15 protein-coding genes are annotated in these 18,355 nt (G+C 47.0%); 2 read left to right on the top strand and 13 right to left on the bottom strand.

Translation table 11 applies throughout. The annotated features are described in order from the left end of the window. Window positions 1-170 precede the first annotated feature (170 nt). Entirely contained in the window at window positions 171-1,085 is a 915-nt protein-coding gene (locus UNH61_RS00880) for a TIGR01777 family oxidoreductase (protein WP_326990217.1), read from the top strand. On the opposite strand, the gene UNH61_RS00875 is transcribed toward UNH61_RS00880, so the two are convergent. From UNH61_RS00875 to UNH61_RS00845, 7 genes are all read right to left on the bottom strand, one after another. Then, window positions 1,075-2,283, bottom strand: a complete 1,209-nt coding sequence (locus tag UNH61_RS00875; RefSeq protein ID WP_326990216.1) for an anthranilate synthase component I family protein — start codon at window positions 2,281-2,283, stop codon at window positions 1,075-1,077. The genes UNH61_RS00880 and UNH61_RS00875 overlap by 11 nt on opposite strands. Before the next feature lie 112 nt (window positions 2,284-2,395). Then, a complete protein-coding gene (locus UNH61_RS00870) occupies window positions 2,396-2,839 on the bottom strand; it encodes a hypothetical protein (protein ID WP_326990215.1) in 444 nt (147 codons plus the stop codon). 93 nt (window positions 2,840-2,932) lie between these two features. Beyond that, a complete protein-coding gene (locus tag UNH61_RS00865) occupies window positions 2,933-4,204 on the bottom strand; it encodes an adenylosuccinate synthase (protein WP_326990214.1) in 1,272 nt (423 codons plus the stop codon). A 120-nt stretch (window positions 4,205-4,324) separates the two neighbouring features. Further along, window positions 4,325-6,565 (bottom strand): RelA/SpoT family protein, encoded by a 2,241-nt coding sequence (locus tag UNH61_RS00860; protein WP_326990213.1) that lies wholly within the window; start codon window positions 6,563-6,565, stop codon window positions 4,325-4,327. A gap of 137 nt (window positions 6,566-6,702) precedes the next feature. Next, a complete protein-coding gene (locus UNH61_RS00855) occupies window positions 6,703-7,446 on the bottom strand; it encodes a response regulator transcription factor (RefSeq protein ID WP_326990212.1) in 744 nt (247 codons plus the stop codon). A gap of 112 nt (window positions 7,447-7,558) precedes the next feature. Next, window positions 7,559-8,992 (bottom strand): alpha-L-fucosidase, encoded by a 1,434-nt coding sequence (locus tag UNH61_RS00850; protein WP_326990211.1) that lies wholly within the window; start codon window positions 8,990-8,992, stop codon window positions 7,559-7,561. A 2-nt stretch (window positions 8,993-8,994) separates the two neighbouring features. Further along, complete coding sequence (locus UNH61_RS00845; protein WP_326990210.1) at window positions 8,995-11,556, bottom strand: glycoside hydrolase family 2 protein; 2,562 nt, start codon at window positions 11,554-11,556, stop codon at window positions 8,995-8,997. Between the two features lie 53 nt (window positions 11,557-11,609). On the opposite strand from UNH61_RS00845, the gene UNH61_RS00840 reads away from it, so the two are divergent. Next, window positions 11,610-11,780 carry a DUF6728 family protein gene (locus tag UNH61_RS00840; protein ID WP_326990209.1) on the top strand — a complete coding sequence of 57 codons (171 nt, stop codon included), beginning with the start codon at window positions 11,610-11,612 and terminating at the stop codon, window positions 11,778-11,780. Here UNH61_RS00840 and lpxB read toward each other — a convergent pair. From lpxB to UNH61_RS00810, 6 genes are all read right to left on the bottom strand, one after another. Continuing rightward, window positions 11,777-12,880: a lipid-A-disaccharide synthase gene (gene lpxB / locus UNH61_RS00835; RefSeq protein ID WP_326990208.1), complete on the bottom strand. Its 1,104-nt coding sequence runs from the start codon at window positions 12,878-12,880 to the stop codon at window positions 11,777-11,779. The two genes, UNH61_RS00840 and lpxB, sit on opposite strands and share 4 nt — an antisense overlap. A gap of 18 nt (window positions 12,881-12,898) precedes the next feature. After that, the gene (locus UNH61_RS00830; protein WP_326990207.1) at window positions 12,899-13,201 is read right to left on the bottom strand and encodes a hypothetical protein; all 303 of its coding nucleotides are present in this window, start codon (window positions 13,199-13,201) and stop codon (window positions 12,899-12,901) included. Window positions 13,202-13,230: 29 nt separating this feature from the next. Further along, window positions 13,231-14,004, bottom strand: a complete 774-nt coding sequence (surE, locus tag UNH61_RS00825) for a 5'/3'-nucleotidase SurE (protein WP_326990206.1) — start codon at window positions 14,002-14,004, stop codon at window positions 13,231-13,233. Between the two features lie 85 nt (window positions 14,005-14,089). Next, window positions 14,090-14,866, bottom strand: coding sequence for an ABC transporter permease (locus UNH61_RS00820; protein WP_326990205.1), 777 nt, complete (start codon window positions 14,864-14,866; stop codon window positions 14,090-14,092). Next, the gene (locus tag UNH61_RS00815) at window positions 14,863-15,762 is read right to left on the bottom strand and encodes an ATP-binding cassette domain-containing protein (RefSeq protein ID WP_326990204.1); all 900 of its coding nucleotides are present in this window, start codon (window positions 15,760-15,762) and stop codon (window positions 14,863-14,865) included. The genes UNH61_RS00820 and UNH61_RS00815 overlap by 4 nt, the downstream gene beginning before the upstream one ends. Window positions 15,763-15,841: 79 nt before the next feature. Next, complete coding sequence (locus UNH61_RS00810; RefSeq protein ID WP_326990203.1) at window positions 15,842-18,241, bottom strand: 3-hydroxyacyl-CoA dehydrogenase/enoyl-CoA hydratase family protein; 2,400 nt, start codon at window positions 18,239-18,241, stop codon at window positions 15,842-15,844. Window positions 18,242-18,355: the final 114 nt, after the last annotated feature.

The raw sequence follows: 18,355 nt of genomic DNA, 5'->3' as shown, positions 1-18,355 counted from the left end.
ATTTCAGATGTTGTTAGGATAATGCAGATGGCACAATGTATGTACCATTTTCAAACTTACACTAAAAATTCAGAAATTACTGCTGGTAAGCCCTGCTTTTACATAAATTCCAAAAGGGCAGATTTATTGTGTATTTTTAATAAATTATTTTAAAACGTAGCTATACTTGAATGGATACCGTTATCATCACCGGTGGAACTGGACTGATAGGCACGGCATTGACTAAACTGTTGCTGGAGCGCGGTTACCGGGTAATTATCCTGACCAGGCGGCCCGAAAAGGGGAATAACAGTGAGGTTACCTATGCCCGCTGGAACATAGACGAGCAAACTATCGACAAAACAGCTATAGAACAGGCCGATTATATCATTCACCTGGCGGGAGCCAACGTTGGAGAAAAACGATGGACATCCTCCCGCAAAAGGGAAATCATAGACAGCCGTACAAAAAGCAGTGAGTTGCTTTTCAATACCCTGAAAACAACTCCTAACAAAGTAAGGAAAGTAATCAGTGCCTCGGCAACCGGCTACTACGGCGAATATACGGATCATGTTTTTACAGAATCCGATCCGGCAGCTACCGATTACCTCGGTACTACCACGGAGGCCTGGGAAAAAAGCATATCCCAGATAACCACCCTGGGAAAAAAACTGGTTATTTTCCGTTCCGGGCTCGTGCTGAGCCGGGATGGTGGTGCCATGAAGGAGTTTTACAAGCCCCTGCGATTCGGGTTTGCGACCGTACTTGGTTCGGGTGATCAGTATATTTCATGGATACATATACACGATATCGTCAGGTTATTTTTCAATGCTATAGTGAACGACAAACTAACGGGTATCTACAACGCCGTTGGTCCTAATCCGGTCACCAATAAGGAGTTGATCCTTACCATGGCAAGGATCGCAAAAGGACGCAGCTTTATGACAGTTTATGTACCTGCATTTGTATTGAAACTGGCATTGGGAGAAATGAGTGTGGAGGTACTGAAAAGTATGCGGGCCTCTGCATCAGCTATTCAGCAAACGGGATTCCAGTTCTCCTATCCTACCATCAAGGAGGCCATGGAGCAATTATTCAGCCAGTGATGGCCTTTTCCATTGCCGCAGCTTTCAACAGGCATTCTTCCCATTCCTTTGCAGGATCGCTGTAAAAGGTGATCGCAGAACCGGTCTGGAACGACAGGTATTGATTTTCTGCATTGTAAAGGATACTGCGGATCACTACGTTGAAATCAAAATCGCCATCGGGTGTAATATATCCCAAGGCTCCGGAATAAAGCCCGCGGCGGGTTTGCTCGTATTGTTCTATCAGCTGCATTACCCTGATCTTGGGCGCCCCTGTCATGGATCCCATTGGAAAAGCAGTCCGCAGCACTTCCGTAAAATGCACATCCGGCGCCAGTTTGGCGGAAATAGTAGAAATCATGTGATGCACCTGCGCAAACGAATAGATACCGAAAAGCTCTGTCACTTTCACACTTCCCTGAACAGCAGTATGGGAAAGATCATTCCGCACCAGGTCTACCACCATTACATTTTCAGCCCTTTCTTTTGCGCTGTCCGATAGTTGTTGCTTCAGCTGCTGATCCCTGACCGGATCAGGATCTTTCCGGCTGGTACCCTTGATTGGCTGGGAAATCACGGTATCCCCTTTTTTCTGCATGAAACGTTCGGGGCTGGAACAGGCCAGGTAACGGCGCCCCAGGCGGTAATAGGCCGCAAAAGGCGCCGGCGATAAGGCATTCAGGTGTTCAAACAACATAAGCGGATGAACGTTTACCTGTTCCATAAAATTTTCACGGCAGAAATTCACTTCATAACAATCGCCATGAAGGATATGTTGCTGCAGGTGTTTTACAGCAGCAATATAGTGGTCGTGATGCAAACGGCTCTGTAGCGGCGACTGGAATTTATCTTGCGCAGCAACTGTAGTAGCAGCTGTTCTCTGGCAATCGTTAAATATTTCGGCAGCAGCAGTTGCAGTAAGCGCTTCGCCACCTATGCGCACACTCCCATCGCGTTGCAGTTGGATGAGGATGCGGGGCACGAAAAAACACATATCGGGGAAACCGATACCATCGTGATGCTGCGAGTACAACCCGGGGGCTGTTTCATTTTTGAGATCGTAAGCGAGGTGTCCGAAGAGCCAGTCGTGATGTGCCTGATGAAAATTTTTCAATACCCCGAAAGCGTTGCCAGGGCCTGTTTCAATGGTATAGAGCGCATCTGCGGCCAACATGGCCTCAAATTGACCTGAGGGCGACTGATAGTTATTATTGTCCAAAAAACAACAAATGTTGAACTGGTTGCCCCAATTCAACATTTGTTGTTTGAATATCTTCAGATCCTCAACCTGGAAGGTGTGAAATATCCTGATAACAATCGTGTTTTAATGCTTAAAAATCATCGTCGTCATCATCGAAGCGATCGTTGAACAGATCCATGTCTTTGAATTCATCATCAATGCCGAGGTCATCGTCATCGTCCTGTTTCTTAGTACCAGGGCGACCGCGTTTACCTTTGGATTTAGGCATATCAAATTCTTCGAAGTCAGGATCATAATCCTCATCTTCTCCTTTTTCCCAGGCGTCATCCATATCGTCTATCTCATCATCGTCATCATCCTCCTCATCGTCATCTTTACGTTTGGATTTTGATGCAGACTTATCTGATTTTTTGGAAGTAGATTTAGAAGTTTTTGCATCTTCATCATCTTCCTCCTCATCGTCATCATCATCCACCTCTTTCTTAGGCTTTTCCGCAGCTTTGGGAGCGTCTTTTGCAGTCTTAGGAGAAGTAGTTTTTTTAGTCTCTTTCTCTTTATCAGATTTTGATTTCATAATAGGTTACCTTATTTCTTTGCCGTAAAGTTTTAATAGTTTTTTTTATTCGCCAAATTTTTTTTGCCGTTTTTTTTCCTTACTTTTTTCCTTCTACTTTTCAAGGATCTGATCGCGTCCGGGGCCATTGGAAACGTATTTCACGGGAACGCCCAGATAATTATCTATCGTCGAAACCAATGCTTTCATCTCAGCCGGTAACTCATTGAATTGCTTGCATGTAGATGTTTTGTCGCTCCATCCTTTGAAGGATTCCCACACTGGTTTAATGTCCAGACCGTTTAGCTGGAAAGGCAGTTCTTTCGTTTGCTTTCCATTTATTTCATATGCGGTGCAGGCGCGGATTTCGTCGAATTCGTCGAGTACATCGCTTTTTGTTATCACCAGTTGAGTAACACCACTCAGCATGCAGGTATAATTCAGCGCAACGAGGTCAATCCAGCCACAGCGGCGGGGGCGGCCGGTAACGGCGCCGAATTCGTGACCTGCGGAACGCAGTCTTTCACCGGTAGTATCGTGGAGCTCAGTCGGGAAAGGGCCACTACCCACGCGGGTGCAGTAGGCTTTGGTAACACCGATCACATCTTTGATCCAGCGGGGTGCAATACCCAGTCCGGTGCATACACCAGCTGAAATGGTATTGGAAGAAGTGACAAACGGGTAAGTGCCGAAATCCACATCCAGCATGCTTCCCTGAGCACCTTCCGCGAGTATTTTCTTACCGGCTTTCAGTTTTTCGTTGATGAAATATTCACCACTAACAACATTCATTTTCTTCAGGAAAGGGATGGCTTCGAAGAACTCAGCTTCCCAGTTGGCAATATCTTCAGCGAATTCTGATATATCAAAATGAGACAACAGTTGCAGATGTTTCTGTTTCAGTTTCTCATACAGGTTCTTAAAATCAGGAGATAAAACGTCGCCCACACGTAAGCCATTTCTGCCGGTTTTATCCATATAGGCAGGTCCGATGCCTTTAAGGGTAGAGCCGATCTTCTCATTGCCTTTAGCTATCTCAGACGCTTTATCCAGCGCACGGTGCGTAGGTACAATGATATGCGTTTTTTCTGCAATAAACAGGTTTTTTGTCAGATCTACACCCAATGCTGCAATATCTTCGCTCTCCTTTTTGAAAGCGACAGGATCCAGCACTACGCCATTACCGATAAGATTGATGGTCTTATCATGGAATACACCTGAAGGGATGGTGCGCAATACTACTTTCTGTCCGTTTACATACAAAGTATGACCAGCATTCGGGCCACCCTGGAAACGGGCAATCACGTCGTACCTGCCGGCAAAATAGTCCACAATTTTACCTTTGCCTTCGTCGCCCCATTGCAGGCCTAACAAAACGTCTACCATAATGATTTAATTAATTATCGGAGGTTGTTGCTTTAAAAGAAGACGCAAAATTAAGGCGAATATTAACAAATACAAATTTTAGCTACTGGCAACCAGTAGCTATCCATCAGTATCCGGGAACTATTCTTCCAATCGCTGTATCGACTGTATCCCGTCCAGTTTTTTAAGGCGTTCCACGAGCTCGTCCAGTTCTTCCTTATCATGTACGTAGACCTTAATCAGGCCTTCGAATAAGCCTTCTTTGGATTCAATACTGAGGGCAGAGATATTGATTTTCAATTCACCGGAGATGATATTGGTAATCTTGTGAATCACACCCACATCGTCCATACCTATAATGCGCAAACCTGTCAGGAAAGAGATCTCCCGGTTCTTCACCCATTTCGTTTTCACCACCCTGTGACCATAATTTGCCAACAGTTGGGCGGCGTTCGGGCAGTTGGTACGATGTATTTTCAGCCCTTCGCTGGCAGTAATAAAGCCAAATACGTCGTCGCCAGGAATAGGACGGCAGCAGTTAGCCAGCTTATAGGCAATCTTATCGGAGCTTTCCCCGAAAATGATCAGCTCTGCGTCTTTTTTAGAGGGCAGCTGATGCTTCACATGATCTTCTGGCAGATGTTCCGGCACCTTCACAGGTTTGGGCGGTTCCAGTTTGTCGCCCAGCACCGTGAACTGCTTCAGTTCCTTCAGATCGATGTTCTTTACCGCTACCTGGTAATACAGGTCAAGCGGAGATGGTTGTTTATAGAATTGTACCAGTTCGTTGATGTTATGTTGACTGGTACTGATGTTCATATGCGACAATTTCCGCTCCAGTGCAGCTTTCCCATCCATGGCCACTTTCCTTTTCTCTTCTTTCAGTGCATCCTTGATCTTGGATTTGGCCTTGGCAGTCAGTACAAAATTCAGCCAGTCTTCCGACGGCTTTTGTTTACTGGAGGTAATGATTTCCACCTGATCTCCACTACGCAATTTATGGCTAAGCGGTACCAGTTTATAATTCACCTTAGCGCCTATACACTTATTTCCCACCGCACTGTGTATAGAATAGGCAAAATCCAGCGCAGTTGAGTTTACCGGCAGGATTTTCAGATCGCCTTTCGGCGTGTAAACATATATTTCCTCTGTAAAGAGGTTGCTCTTGAAATCAGCCAGGAAGTCGAGCGTATTTGAATCGGGGTTGCTGAGTATTTCCCGGATCTGTGTAAACCACTGATCAAATTTCGACTCCTGTTGTGGATTGGCGCTTCCTTCTTTGTAACGCCAGTGAGCGGCTACGCCTTTTTCAGCATAGTCGTTCATTCTTTTGGAACGGATTTGTACTTCCACCCATTTTCCCTGCGGCCCCATTACTGTTACGTGTAAAGCTTCGTACCCATTGGATTTAGGGTTGCTGAGCCAGTCGCGGGTTCTTTCTGGGCTGGGATGATAGAAATCGGTGATGATCGAATACACCTTCCAGCAGTCCGCTTTTTCCCTTTCCAGTGGGGAATCCAGGATAATACGGATGGCAAAAAGATCATATACTTCCTCAAAGGCAACACCCTTGGTTTTGATCTTGTTGTGAATGGAGTGAATGGATTTGGGTCTTCCGAAAATATCAAAATTAAATCCTTCCTCCTGCAACACTTCCTTGATAGGTTTAATAAACTCGTTGATATAGCGGGTGCGCTCACGTTTGGTTTCCTTGAGGCGCTTCGCTATTTCGCGGTAGGTTTGTTGCTCGGTGTATTTCATGGCCAGGTCTTCCATCTCTGATTTGATATTATACAAACCAAGACGGTGGGCCAATGGCGCGTAAATAAATACGGTTTCTGAAGCTATTTTCAGCTGTTTTTCACGGCTCATGCTGTCCAGTGTACGCATATTATGCAGCCTGTCTGCCAGCTTGATAAGGATAACCCGCGGATCATCGGCCAGTGTAAGCAGTATTTTCTTGAAATTTTCCGCCTGAGCGGTGCTGGTGCTGGAATCTATCACGGTAGATATCTTGGTAAGACCATCTACTATGTGCGCGATCTCGTTACCAAATTCCCTGGATACATCTTCCAGCGTTACTTCTGTATCTTCCACAGTATCATGTAACAAAGCACAGATGGCAGAGCGTACGCCCAACCCGATCTCTTCCACACAAATCTGTGCCACTGCCAGCGGATGAAGGATATAGGGCTCTCCTGATTTACGCCGCATTTCCTTATGTGCATCTGCTGCCATTTCAAAAGCAGTACGTACCAACTCCCTGTCACCTTTTTTCAAACGCGGTTTTAACGCCCTCAATAAAGCCCGGTAATGTCGAACGATTTCTTTCTTTTCCTGCTCTTCGTCTAAGTTATATTTTTGTACAGCCACTGTTTCCATTGGTATAAAGTTACGATTTAATATATTCTGAAAGAAAAGCGGCCGGAAAATGCGGGGCGACTGTAAAAATAATTCCCCCTCCGGGCCACAGGGCCAGGAAGGGGAATCTGGTCGTTTTCAAAGGGAAAAAGTAGTGACTAACTGTTAAGTGGTACGCTGATCCTGACTGGTAGTAAGGTATCGGGGACATTCAACCGCAGTCCTACATTATACACTGTTTCCAGCTCCACCCTAGGCTCCAGCTTCAGCTGTTTCCGGATACGGCCGATAAAAACATCCATGCTGCGGCTGGCATAAAAATCCTCCTTGCCCCAAACCCGCAACAGTACTTCATCTTTCTGTACGATAATGTTGGGACGGCTCAGGAAATAACGCAACATCTTAGCTTCTATGGGTGAAAGTTTACATTTCACCTGTTTGCTCTCGGTTTCGAAGATCCTCAGTTTGTGGTAGTGGTAGGTGTACATCCCCAGCGAATGGCCGATGGTAAGCTCCGTCCGCGGCGGCCGGGTCCATTTCAGGATTACCTGCATCCTTCTCAGCAACTCTTCAAAACTGAAAGGCTTAATCAGGTATCCATCTCCTCCCAGGCTGAATCCCTCAAGGCGGTCTTCTTCCTGTACTCTTTCAGAAGTGAGAAAGAAAATAGGCGTCAGCATAGTGCTGTTCCTGATTTCCTTTGCCAGCTCAAAACCGTTCCTGCCGGGCAGTACAATATCCAACAGGCAAATATCATAACGAACGCTGTCATATAAGCTCCAGGCCTCATTTCCATCGTAACAATGATCTACGTTATACCCAGCCTCTTCCAGGCGCTGCTTAACAATGGCCCCGAAAACCTTGTCGTCCTCGACAAGTAAAACTTTTGGGTTTCTGTTCATATAGCTATCAATTGTGAGAATATCAACTATAAAACAGAAAAGAGGCGGCACCGGGGTAGGCACCACCTCTTTTTTAATTATCAACATTAACTCACATTAATTCACACACGAATCACATCTTATTAACAGCAGGTATTTTGATAGCCACCGCATGTTGTAAGCCCTTATTACGGGCAGATTCAGGAATCTGAATGGTCACCCCTTCTGCCGAGGTTTTCCACACCAGCCGGTCTGAAGTTCCTAACATCTGCAACCGGGCACCGCGAGCCGGGGTAATTCCTTTAAAGGAGATCTCTGCCGGCAGCTTTTCATTTTCGTCCAACAGGTATATTGCGTATACGCTTCCGTCCTTTTTACGGGTAAAGCACACTTTTCCATCTTTGTAAGGAGCCACAGCCCGGGTTCCATAGATAGCATCACCATTGATATGCATCCATTCACCGATATGTTTCATGGTAGTATAGGCTGCTTCGTGCAGCTCGCCATCCGGACCAGGACCTACGTTCAGCAGGTAGTTACCCCCTTTGGCTACGATATCCACCAGGTTGTGGATCAATACATTTACTGATTTGTATTTATCGTCCGGTACATACGACCATGATCCGCCCATTGTCATACAGGTTTCCCAGGGATAATCCAGGGGCTTGTTGGGGATCTCCTGTTCCGGCGTGCGGTAATTCTCGTATGGTCCGTGTACACTGCGGTCCACTACAATCAGACCCGGCTGATGACTGCGGGCCATACCGGCAATTCTGCCCATATCAATATCCTGATCCTGCTCTACCATCTGGCCCCAGGCCTGCGGAGCCGGTGATTTTTCCTTATGAGGCCTAACCCAGCCTCCATCCAGCCACAGGATTTCCAGCTTTCCATAACCGGTCATCAATTCCTCTATCTGGTTATAGGTATACTGTTTGAATTTCTCCCATCTTTCGGGATATTTCTTCAGATCATAGTTAACATTCCTGTCTTTCGGCGGAAAGTAGCTCCACCAGTAATATTCTGTATGCCAGTCTGGTTTGGAGAAGTAAGCACCCGCATGGATACCTTCTTTGCGGAAAGCTTCAAACACTTCTTTGGCAATATTCGACCGGGGATCTTTGCTAAACGCACCATCCGGGGCGGTTACCTTATAATCTGTTTGTTTGGTATCAAACATACAAAAGCCATCGTGATGCTTGGTGGTAAACACCAGGTATTTCATTCCGGCATCTTTTGCTGCCTTCGCCCATTTTTCCGGGTTAAATTTCACCGGATTGAAAGTTTTGCCGAGCGCCTCGTATTTCTTCAGGTAGTCGTAATACGGGATGCCTGCAGGCTTACGCTGTGTCCAGCCTTCATCTTCCGGACAAATACTCCACGACTCCACAACACCCCATTGGGAATATGGCCCCCAGTGCATGAGTAAGCCAAACTTCCAGTCTTCCCATTCATCCAGCTTTTTCACAACCGCCTGGTCTTTTTCAGGCACATAAGCCGGTTCCTGCGCGTGAGCGGCGCTGATGCCCAGCCAGGCCAGGCCCAATGCCATACAGATTTTTTTCATAGTCAGTTTTTATAAGACTCAATTAAAGTGGTCACTTTCAGTGCCTGGTGAATCAGCTCAGGCATCTGCCGGGTACGCAACCTGATGGTCTTGCTCTCTCCGGGCAGCAGGTCGAAGTAATTTTCCTCAAAACGGTCTGCCGGCGCAGGTTTATCGAGTGATAGATAAACGTTTCTTGCCAGCTTATCTGTTTTCACCCTGATCAACACCACCCCTTCGTCGTTAGGTGCCTTACTGGTAGCCACATCCAGGTGGGGCGTTTCCAATGGCATTTCCTTCGCCGGAGCAAAGTAAAAGATATTCCTGCCTGCAAACTTATTGTGGATTCGCAGTTGCGCATAGAATATTACCCTTGCCGGATTATTTCCCTGCAGCATAGCTGCTGTATCGAGGGTGTGTACTTTTTCACTGGTGTTACTTTTCAGCTCCAGCCCCTTCAGCTCCTTGTGCCAGATTACTTTGCCGGTAATGTCGATCGCCGTCATTTCCAGATCCGCCGGCCCCAGCACATTGTCTGTTACTACATAGGTAGCCAGTTGATTGTTTTCTATAACACTGGATACCAGTTGCGGGTTGAAAGCTTCCTTTACATAGTATTGCAGGGCCTTCCAGCGGCCATCGTAGTCGCGGCCCGACCAGGAAGCTCCCGGCCAGCAATCATTCAGCTGCCAGTACAACGTGCCCATACAATAAGGCATTGCCCTGCGATGTGCTTCTATGGCTATTTTCATTCCTTCGGCCTGTAATACCTGGCTGAGATAAACAAAGGAGGGGAAATCTTTTGGCTCCCGGTAGTAATGCAGCATATAAGTGCGAATGGCGGTATTGCCTTTAGCCGGGCTTTTCTGATGCGCCTGCATGACATTGGAGAAAATATCGTAGTCGTCTTTGGTGGCGAATGTGCGGATGGTTTCCATCGACGGGAACGACTGAAAGCCATATTCACTCATAAAGCGCGGGATGTGCGTGTTAAATGCTTCAAACCATTCCATGCCGTGCCACACGCCCCAATAGTGGTTGTCGCCTTTCGTAAAGTCTTCTTTCCGGCCCCAGTTGCTGATGGGAGAGGATGGGAAATAAAAAGTTCCCGGCTGCAGGGAGGCTACCTGTTCCGGTAGTATTTCCAGGAACAGTTTATCGTATCCTTTCTGCATGTTTTCCCATTGGGCGTTCGTATAGGCGTAACCGGACTGCCAGCCCCAGTTTTTAATGGCTACTGCAATCTCATTGTTTCCACACCACAGTGCAAGACTGGGATGATTACGGAGACGTCTGATATTATCAGCAGCTTCCTGTTTTACGTTCTCCAGGAAGGTTGCATCCCAGGGATACAGTGTGCAGGCGAACATAAAATCCTGCCACACGAGGATACCTGCCTGATCGGCCAGTTCGTAGAAGTTGTCATCTTCGTATATACCGCCGCCCCAAACACGCACCATATTGAAGTGGCATTCTGTCATATCACGGAACAGCTGTTGTTGTTTTGCCGGCGTAACCCGGGTCAGGAAATTATCCTGTGGTATATAGTTAGCGCCTTTCATGAAAACCGGGCGGCCATTCACTTTTACAAAGAACGATTCGCCCTGTTCATCCGGTTTGTTCACCACTTCCACGGTGCGCAACCCAATCCTGTTCTTCGTAGTAGCCACGGTTTTACCTTTGCTGACTACCGCTACCTGAAAAGTATATCTGTACTGATCGCCCTCACCTGCCGGCCACCATAACTTAGGCTGTTTAATAGCGAATGGTACTTTTACCGTATTCACACCAGCCTGTAAAGTAACGGGCACGGAAGCCAGGTTCCGTGCGGATGCAGCATCCTGTACTTTTATCGTATAATCGCCAGGCACTGCTGCATCAATGGTAACAGCAGCTTCCAGGCTGGCCTCTGCTGAATCCAGTTTCAGTTGTTGCCAATACACATCACGTATCCCGGCTTTATTCCAGCTGTGCAGGTATATCGGGCGCCAGATGCCGGATGTTACCAGGCGGGGGCCCCAGTCCCAGCCATAGTGATAAGGAGCTTTGCGGGCATACACACTCAGCGGGATATCGCTGGCGTCGTTGCCTGCAGGATAGATGATGCTGTCTTGCAGGAATTTGGGCATATCGTTTTTAACCGGACTGCGGAAAAGTATGCGCAGTTCATTATTACCGGCCACCAGCCATTCCTTAACATTCATCGTGTGGGCAACAAACATGTTGCCGGACTGTAGAATGAGGTGGTCGTTGAGGTATACATCTGCATAAGTATCTAATCCTTTAAACTCCAGTTCAATTACATCAAAATTCAGATCCTGTTTTTTTACCACCCATCTCCTGCGGTATTGCCAGTCTTTTTTATCTACCCATTGTACTGCTTTTTCATTGGCCCCCACAAACGGATCGGGGATTAATTTCTGGGCGAGCAGGTCGGTATGTACAGTGCCCGGAACAGTGGCCGGACGCCAGATGCCTTCGTCGGCGCGTGCAAATTCCCATCCTTTCGACATGGGATTTTCCTGTGCAGATAATCGAAAGAAAGCGGTTAAAAACAAACATGCGGATAACAGTAGATATTTCATGTCTTAATTTTTCAGAAGGGCCAAAAATAGTACTGATTTACGATCTTTGAGATATGAAAAGTATCTGGCAACAAATATTGCGGTATTTCTATATAGGCAGGAAAGATCCCAATGCACCAAAAACACGTTATGTGGCCATGATGCATGGGATGAACAGGATATCCCTGCTACTGTTCGTCATAGCAGTGATTATTATGATCATCAGGCTGATCAAAAAGCATTAGCTGATGGCATATTCATAAATTACCTGGGCGGCGCGGCGGGATGCATCTTTTTCCCCGAGCTGATGCCAGAGGGCAGCATAATCTTTTTTTACCTGTTGAATAGTAATCTCATCGTTCAATAATGCGTTCAGTGCTTTCAGCAGGTTGGCTTCTGTCAGATCGTGCTGGATCAGTTCCTTCACTACCAGTTTATCCATTACAAGATTTACCAGAGAGATGTATTTTACTTTGATAAGTTTTTTTGCCAGTATATAGGAGATGGGATTCCCTTTATAGCAAACCACTTCCGGTACGCCAAATAAAGCTGTTTCCAGGGTAGCTGTGCCGGAAGTCACCAGTGCAGCTTTAGCCTGCCGGAGCAGTTTATAGGTTTGTCCTTTTACCATCGACACATTGGGATGCTGACCGGTGAGGCTTTCCAGAAAATGGTCATCTAAACTGGGCGCCTGGGCCACTACAAACTGATAGTCCGGAAAATGCTTTGCCATCGTGAGCATGATGGGCAGCTTTACACTCACTTCCTGCCTGCGGCTGCCTGGCAATACAGCGATGATGGGTTTATCAGACAACGGCGGATCTGCAGGTGCTTCTTTGGCCGCTTTGATTACTTCCACCAACGGATGGCCTACATATTCAGTGTCGTAATTCCATCTGTGATAAAATGCCGGTTCAAACGGAAGGATACAAAGCATTTTATCCACGCTTTTCTTCAGCCTGGTCACCCTGTTTTCTTTCCAGGCCCAAACCTGCGGAGAAATATAATATACGATTTTAAGTCCCTGTAATTTGGCCCACTCAGCTATTCTCATGTTGAACCCCGGATAGTCGATCAGCACAAGTACATCCGGTTTAAACGCTGTGATATCTTTCTTACAATTATCTATATTTTTCAGGATAGTGCGCAGGTTCATCAACACTTCCACAAAACCCATAAAAGCCAGTTCCTTGTAATGCTTCACCACTTTGGCTCCGGCTGCCTCCATCATATCGCCGCCCCAGCTGCGTATATCCGCGGCCGTATCCAGCTGCCTGATCTGTTTTACAAGATTACTGCCATGCAGATCACCTGAGGCCTCTCCTGCAATAATGTAATATTTCAATATTATACTGATTAAAAATTATCTGATGAGTTTGAGTAACAGGATAGCAATGGCGTACAGCATGGTCATCAGAAAGATCCCTTTTGCAGTAATATCCAGTCTTACCCTGGTATACAGGAAAAACACCAGTCCGTTCAATAACAGGCAAATACTGGTTAGTTTAGGAATCATCTGGCGGTTATCTTTCAGGATACCCAGAAACTGTCCGAAGCTCACATTATTATGCGGCCTGATCACGAAGAAATAGTATAGAAAAAAGGCTACCACCGGGGTCAGAAACCCCAGTAAAATTCCTAACGGGAGATTGTCTTTCTTTAACATACTTGTTTGCGTTTAGCGGTAGGCATAGCTTAGCGCCATTCCTCTTCCAGCTTTTTTTTCAGCGAATAGTTGGTCAGGTCAAATTGCACCGGCACTACGGATGCGTAGTTATTTTCCAATGCCCATACATCTGTGTCCTCGCCAAAATCGCGGTTTTGGAATTCACCGGTGAGCCAGTAGTATTTTTTCCCGTGCGGGTCGCGGCGTTCATCAAATGCTTCCACCCACTTGGCATCCGCCTGGCGACTGATCTTCAGTCCTTTGAAATCTTTTTCCCCTACTATCGGTATATTCACATTCAACAGGGAACCAGCAGGCAATTTACCCTCCAGCATCTTCCTGGTTACTTCATGGGCTACTTTCCGGGGCAGGGAGAAATCAGCATCATAACTGTATTCGAGGAAAGAGAAACCAACAGAAGGGATCCCCTCAATAGCAGCTTCCATGGCGGCCGACATCGTCCCGGAATAGATCACGTTGATAGAATGATTAGCCCCGTGATTGATACCACTCACACAGATATCCGGTTTCTGACCATTCAGTATTTTGTCCCTCGCCAGTTTCACACAATCCACCGGCGTACCGGAACATTGCCAGGCTTCAATACCTTCGAAAATATCTACCTGATTTAACCGGAGCGGCACACCAATCGTAATGGCATGTCCCTTTCCGGATTGCGGACTGTCCGGCGCCACTACCACCACTTTTCCCAAAGGCTTCACCGCTTCAATCAAAGCCCTTATTCCGGGCGCTGTAACTCCATCATCGTTCGTTACAAGAATAACACGCTCTTTTTTAGCCATAATTCGTTCTTTTAGCTTGGCTTAACAAATTTAAGCTCTCTCTCACACATTTCGCTTTAAAAGAATGTGAAATATATAGATAATTCTACAGATCCGACTTAAGCATTTTCCGGAAAACCAGCCAGATCCCTAACGCGATGTAAGCGAACATTGCGATTACATATACCTGGGTATCGTACTGGTCGTCCACTGCTATCATTTTACCTACCAGCGGAAAAGGCAGCAGTTCATCACCGCTTTGCAGCGGCAGCAGGCCGCCTATCTTCCCGGCGCTTTTCTTGATTAAAAAAGACAACACCTGATCCAGCATCATATTGTAGGCCAGGAACAGTACAATGCTCAGCCCTGCTCTTTTCAACAATATTCCCAATAGCAGTGCAATTGTCAGCATCACCAGCACCTGCATGAAATAATAAAGCATGTATTGGTAGCCCTCCAGACTGAATGATGTATTGCCGTATATCCAGCCGATAGCGGCTCCGCTGAGCGTAGCTACCACTAATGTCAGCACGGCAACAGATACCAGCCAGAACAACTTGGCCAGTACAAAATCTTTCCGGTCCCAGCCGTCTATGATATTCTGCCGATGCGTGCGGTAGGTAAATTCATTTGTTACCAGGATAATGAGCAACAAACCACCCATGATGGAGATATAACTGCTGGTAACAGCCGTTGTCAGCCACACATCCGGGAAACTGAAAGGATTGCCCAGAAGCTTACTCAACTCTTTGGGGCTTTCATTGAACTTGCTGGCAACGATGAAATTACCACCTGGTATCACGGCCAGCGCCAATATCAGCATTACCCAAAAGGTACGGTACTGCTTTACTTTCAGCCATTCGATATAGATGATCTGTTTCATGAAGCCGGGGGAATATTAGTGATTTCCAGGAATGCAGTTTCAAGGCTTTTCTTCCGTACCTGCAGATGTTGCAGCCAGACGCCCTGCCGGGCACAGAAACTGTTGATGGCAGCGGCATCGGGAGCAGCCGCAAACATTGCTCTCACCACCGGGCCTTGAATGGCAGCACCGGTACAACCCGGGTACTGCTGTATTACAGCAAGTAACTGCTGATTATCGGCGGCTCCTGCTTCCACATAATCATTCCGGCTGATTACCTCACTTACCGCGCCTGATACCAGCAGTTTTCCGGAACGCAGGATGGCCACATGTGTGCATACTTTCTCTACTTCATCGAGCAGGTGGCTGGCCAGCAGTATGGTTTTCCCCGTTTGCGCCAGGTGTTGTACCAGTTCACGCACTTCAGCAATCCCGGAAGGATCAAGGCCGTTGGTGGGCTCATCCAGGATCAGCACATCAGGATTGCCCAACAGTACCGATGCCAGCGCCAGCCGCTGTTTCATGCCCAGGGAATAGGTTTTGAACGCCGCATGCTGTCGGTGGGTTAGCCCGCACAACTCCAGTACACGGGGAATATCCTCTTTTCCCCGCTCTTTTATGGCAGCTGCAATTTCAAGATTCTTATATCCGCTGAGGTAATGATAAAAATTTGGTGTTTCCAGTAACGTGCCGATCTGGCGCCGTACCCCACCATCAGGAGTTTTCCCCAACAGGGTGAAGTGGCCGGTATCCGCTTTCAACACATCGGTTACAATGCCGAGCAAAGTGGTTTTTCCGCTACCATTTGGCCCCAGTATTCCGAATACACTTCCGGGAGGCACCTCGAAAGATACATCCGCCAGGGCCTGTACGGCGCCGAAGCGTTTGGAAATATTATGTAAGGATAAGACTGACACTACCGAAAAAAAAGGAAATGCAGCGAATGATCTTATGGCTAATCTTCACTACATTTCCAGCGTTTAAAAATGAGTTCTATTAATTTCGTACAGGCTTGCCCGTTTTAATCACGCTTTGCAGGCGTTCCAGGGTTTTCCTTTCTCCACAAAGGCTCAGGAAAGCTTCCCTTTCGAGGTCAAGCAGGTATTGCTCGCTCACCAGTGATGTTTCAGTAAGATCACCTCCGCACATCACATAGGCGAGCTTGTTGGCCACCTTCTGATCATGTTCGGAAATATAGTTACCAAACTTCATGGCGTAAATGCCAGACAACAGCGCTCCCAACGCACCACGACCCAGTACTTTGATAGCTGTTTTTTCAACCGGACGGGTATACCCTTCATCTGCCAGCGCTATCACACTGCGTTTCGCGTCGGCAATCAGGCGACTGCTATTCATGGTGATTTCATCGTGCCCTTTGCGCAGCACCCCCATATCAAATCCTTCAAAACCGGAAGTAGCTACTTTCGCGGTAGCTACCGTCATGAAGTAATCTTTCAGCGGCTCTTCTTCAATGCGTCCCTCTTTAAACTCCAGGCTGGCACGCAGGGTCATTTCCTTGGTACCGCCACCGCCCGGGATCAGGCCTACGCCCAATTCCACCAGTCCGATATAGGTTTCAGCCGCTGCCTGCACTTTATCGGCGTGCAAACACATCTCGCAGCCGCCGCCCAGGGTGAGCGCATGAGGCGCCACTACCACGGGAACAGATGAGTACCTCAGTCGCATCGTGCTGCGCTGGAACAGGCGTACTGCCATATCCAGCTCATCATATTCCTGCTCTGCTGCCAGCATGAAAATCATTCCTACATTAGCGCCGGCAGAGAAATTAGTTCCTTCATTACCAACCACAAGGCCACGGAAATCTTTCTCCGCGCGGTCTACCGCCTTATTCAAACCGTCGAGCACTTCCCCACCGATTGTATTCATTTTGGTTTTCCAGTCAAAGCAAACTACTCCATCACCAATATCGATCAGGCTACAGGCACTGTTTTTCCACACCACGTTTTTGGAGAAGTTTTCCAGAATAATGAACTGTCCTTCCCCAGGCAATGGTTTGTAAGCCTGTGTAGCCACGTCGTAATACAGCTTTTTCCCATTCTCGATTTTATAAAAACTGCTGATACCCTTTGCCAGCATATCTTTTACCCATTGTGCCACTGTCAGCCCTTTCTGTTCGATCAGGCTTACATACTCGCCTGTACCCAGCAGATCCCAGGATTCGAACGGACCTATTTCCCAGCCGAAACCGGCCTTCATGGCATCATCCACTTTATAGAGGTCGTCTGCTATTTCAGGTATGCGGTGCGAAACATACGAAAACAGGAAGGCATGGAATTGCTTATAGAATTCACCGGCCTTATCGGAAGCTGCTGTCAGCATTTTAATACGCTGTTTCAGGTCTTCCACCGGCTTAGCGGCATCTATACTGGCGAACTTCGCTTTTTGTTTTGGCCCATACTCCATGGTCTGCAGGTCCAGCGTAAGGATCTCTTTACTACCGCCCTCGCCCTTGGTTTTCTTATAAAATCCCTGTCCTGTTTTGTCGCCCAGCCAATTGTTCTCCACTACTTTCTGCAGGAAGGGAGGTATTTTAAAAATAGTAATTGCTTCATCCTCGGGGCAGTTGTCCATCACGCCTTTGGCTACTTTCACCAGCGTGTCTATACCTACTACATCTGCAGTGCGGAAGGTGGCGGATTTAGGCCTGCCGATAACGGGGCCTGTCAGCGCATCTATTTCATCGATGCCCAGCCCCATTTCCTGCATAATATGGAAAATGGCCATGATAGAGAAAACGCCTACCCTGTTAGCTATAAATGCCGGTGTATCTTTACATAATACGGTGGTTTTACCGAGATACAAATCGCCGTAGTGCATCAGGAAATCGATCACTGCCGGATCTGTATGCGGAGTAGGGATAATTTCCAGCAGACGCAGATAGCGGGGAGGGTTGAAGAAGTGAGTACCGCAGAAATGCTTCTTAAAATCATCACTACGGCCTTCTGTCATCAGGTGAATAGGAATCCCGGAGGTATTGGAAGTGATCAGGGTGCCCGGTTTGCGGAATTTTTCCACCTGATCAAATACGGATTTTTTTATATCAAGGTTTTCCACCACTACTTCGATGATCCAGTCCATGTCGGCCAGGCGCTTCATATCATCCGTGAAATTGCCCGTTTTTATATTCCTGAGCACATCTTTGGTAAAGAGCGGCGATGGATTTGATTTAACGGCAGCCTGCAACGCATCATTTACAATCCGGTTCTTCACAACGGGACTATCCAGCGTCAGGTTCTTCTTTTTTTCTGCATCATTTAATTCCTTTGGAGCGATATCCAGCAATAACACCTGTACTCCAATGCCTGCAAAGTGGCAGGCAATTCTTGATCCCATTACACCCGAGCCTAGAACGGCAACCTTGTTAATATGAAGCATAGTAGTAGCTTTTTAGCTGTTGACCAGCGCTTTTAGTAAGGACACAGCGGTTTTAAGTTTACTGATCATTGAATTTAGCATTTTTTGTATTTCGATCAGCAACAGAGGGATGAT

It is taken from the genome of Chitinophaga sp. 180180018-3 (assembly GCF_037893185.1).
Lineage (GTDB): Bacteria > Bacteroidota > Bacteroidia > Chitinophagales > Chitinophagaceae > Chitinophaga.
Note: the sequence above shows the minus strand (reverse complement) of the source record. Positions and strands in the feature narration are given on the sequence as shown.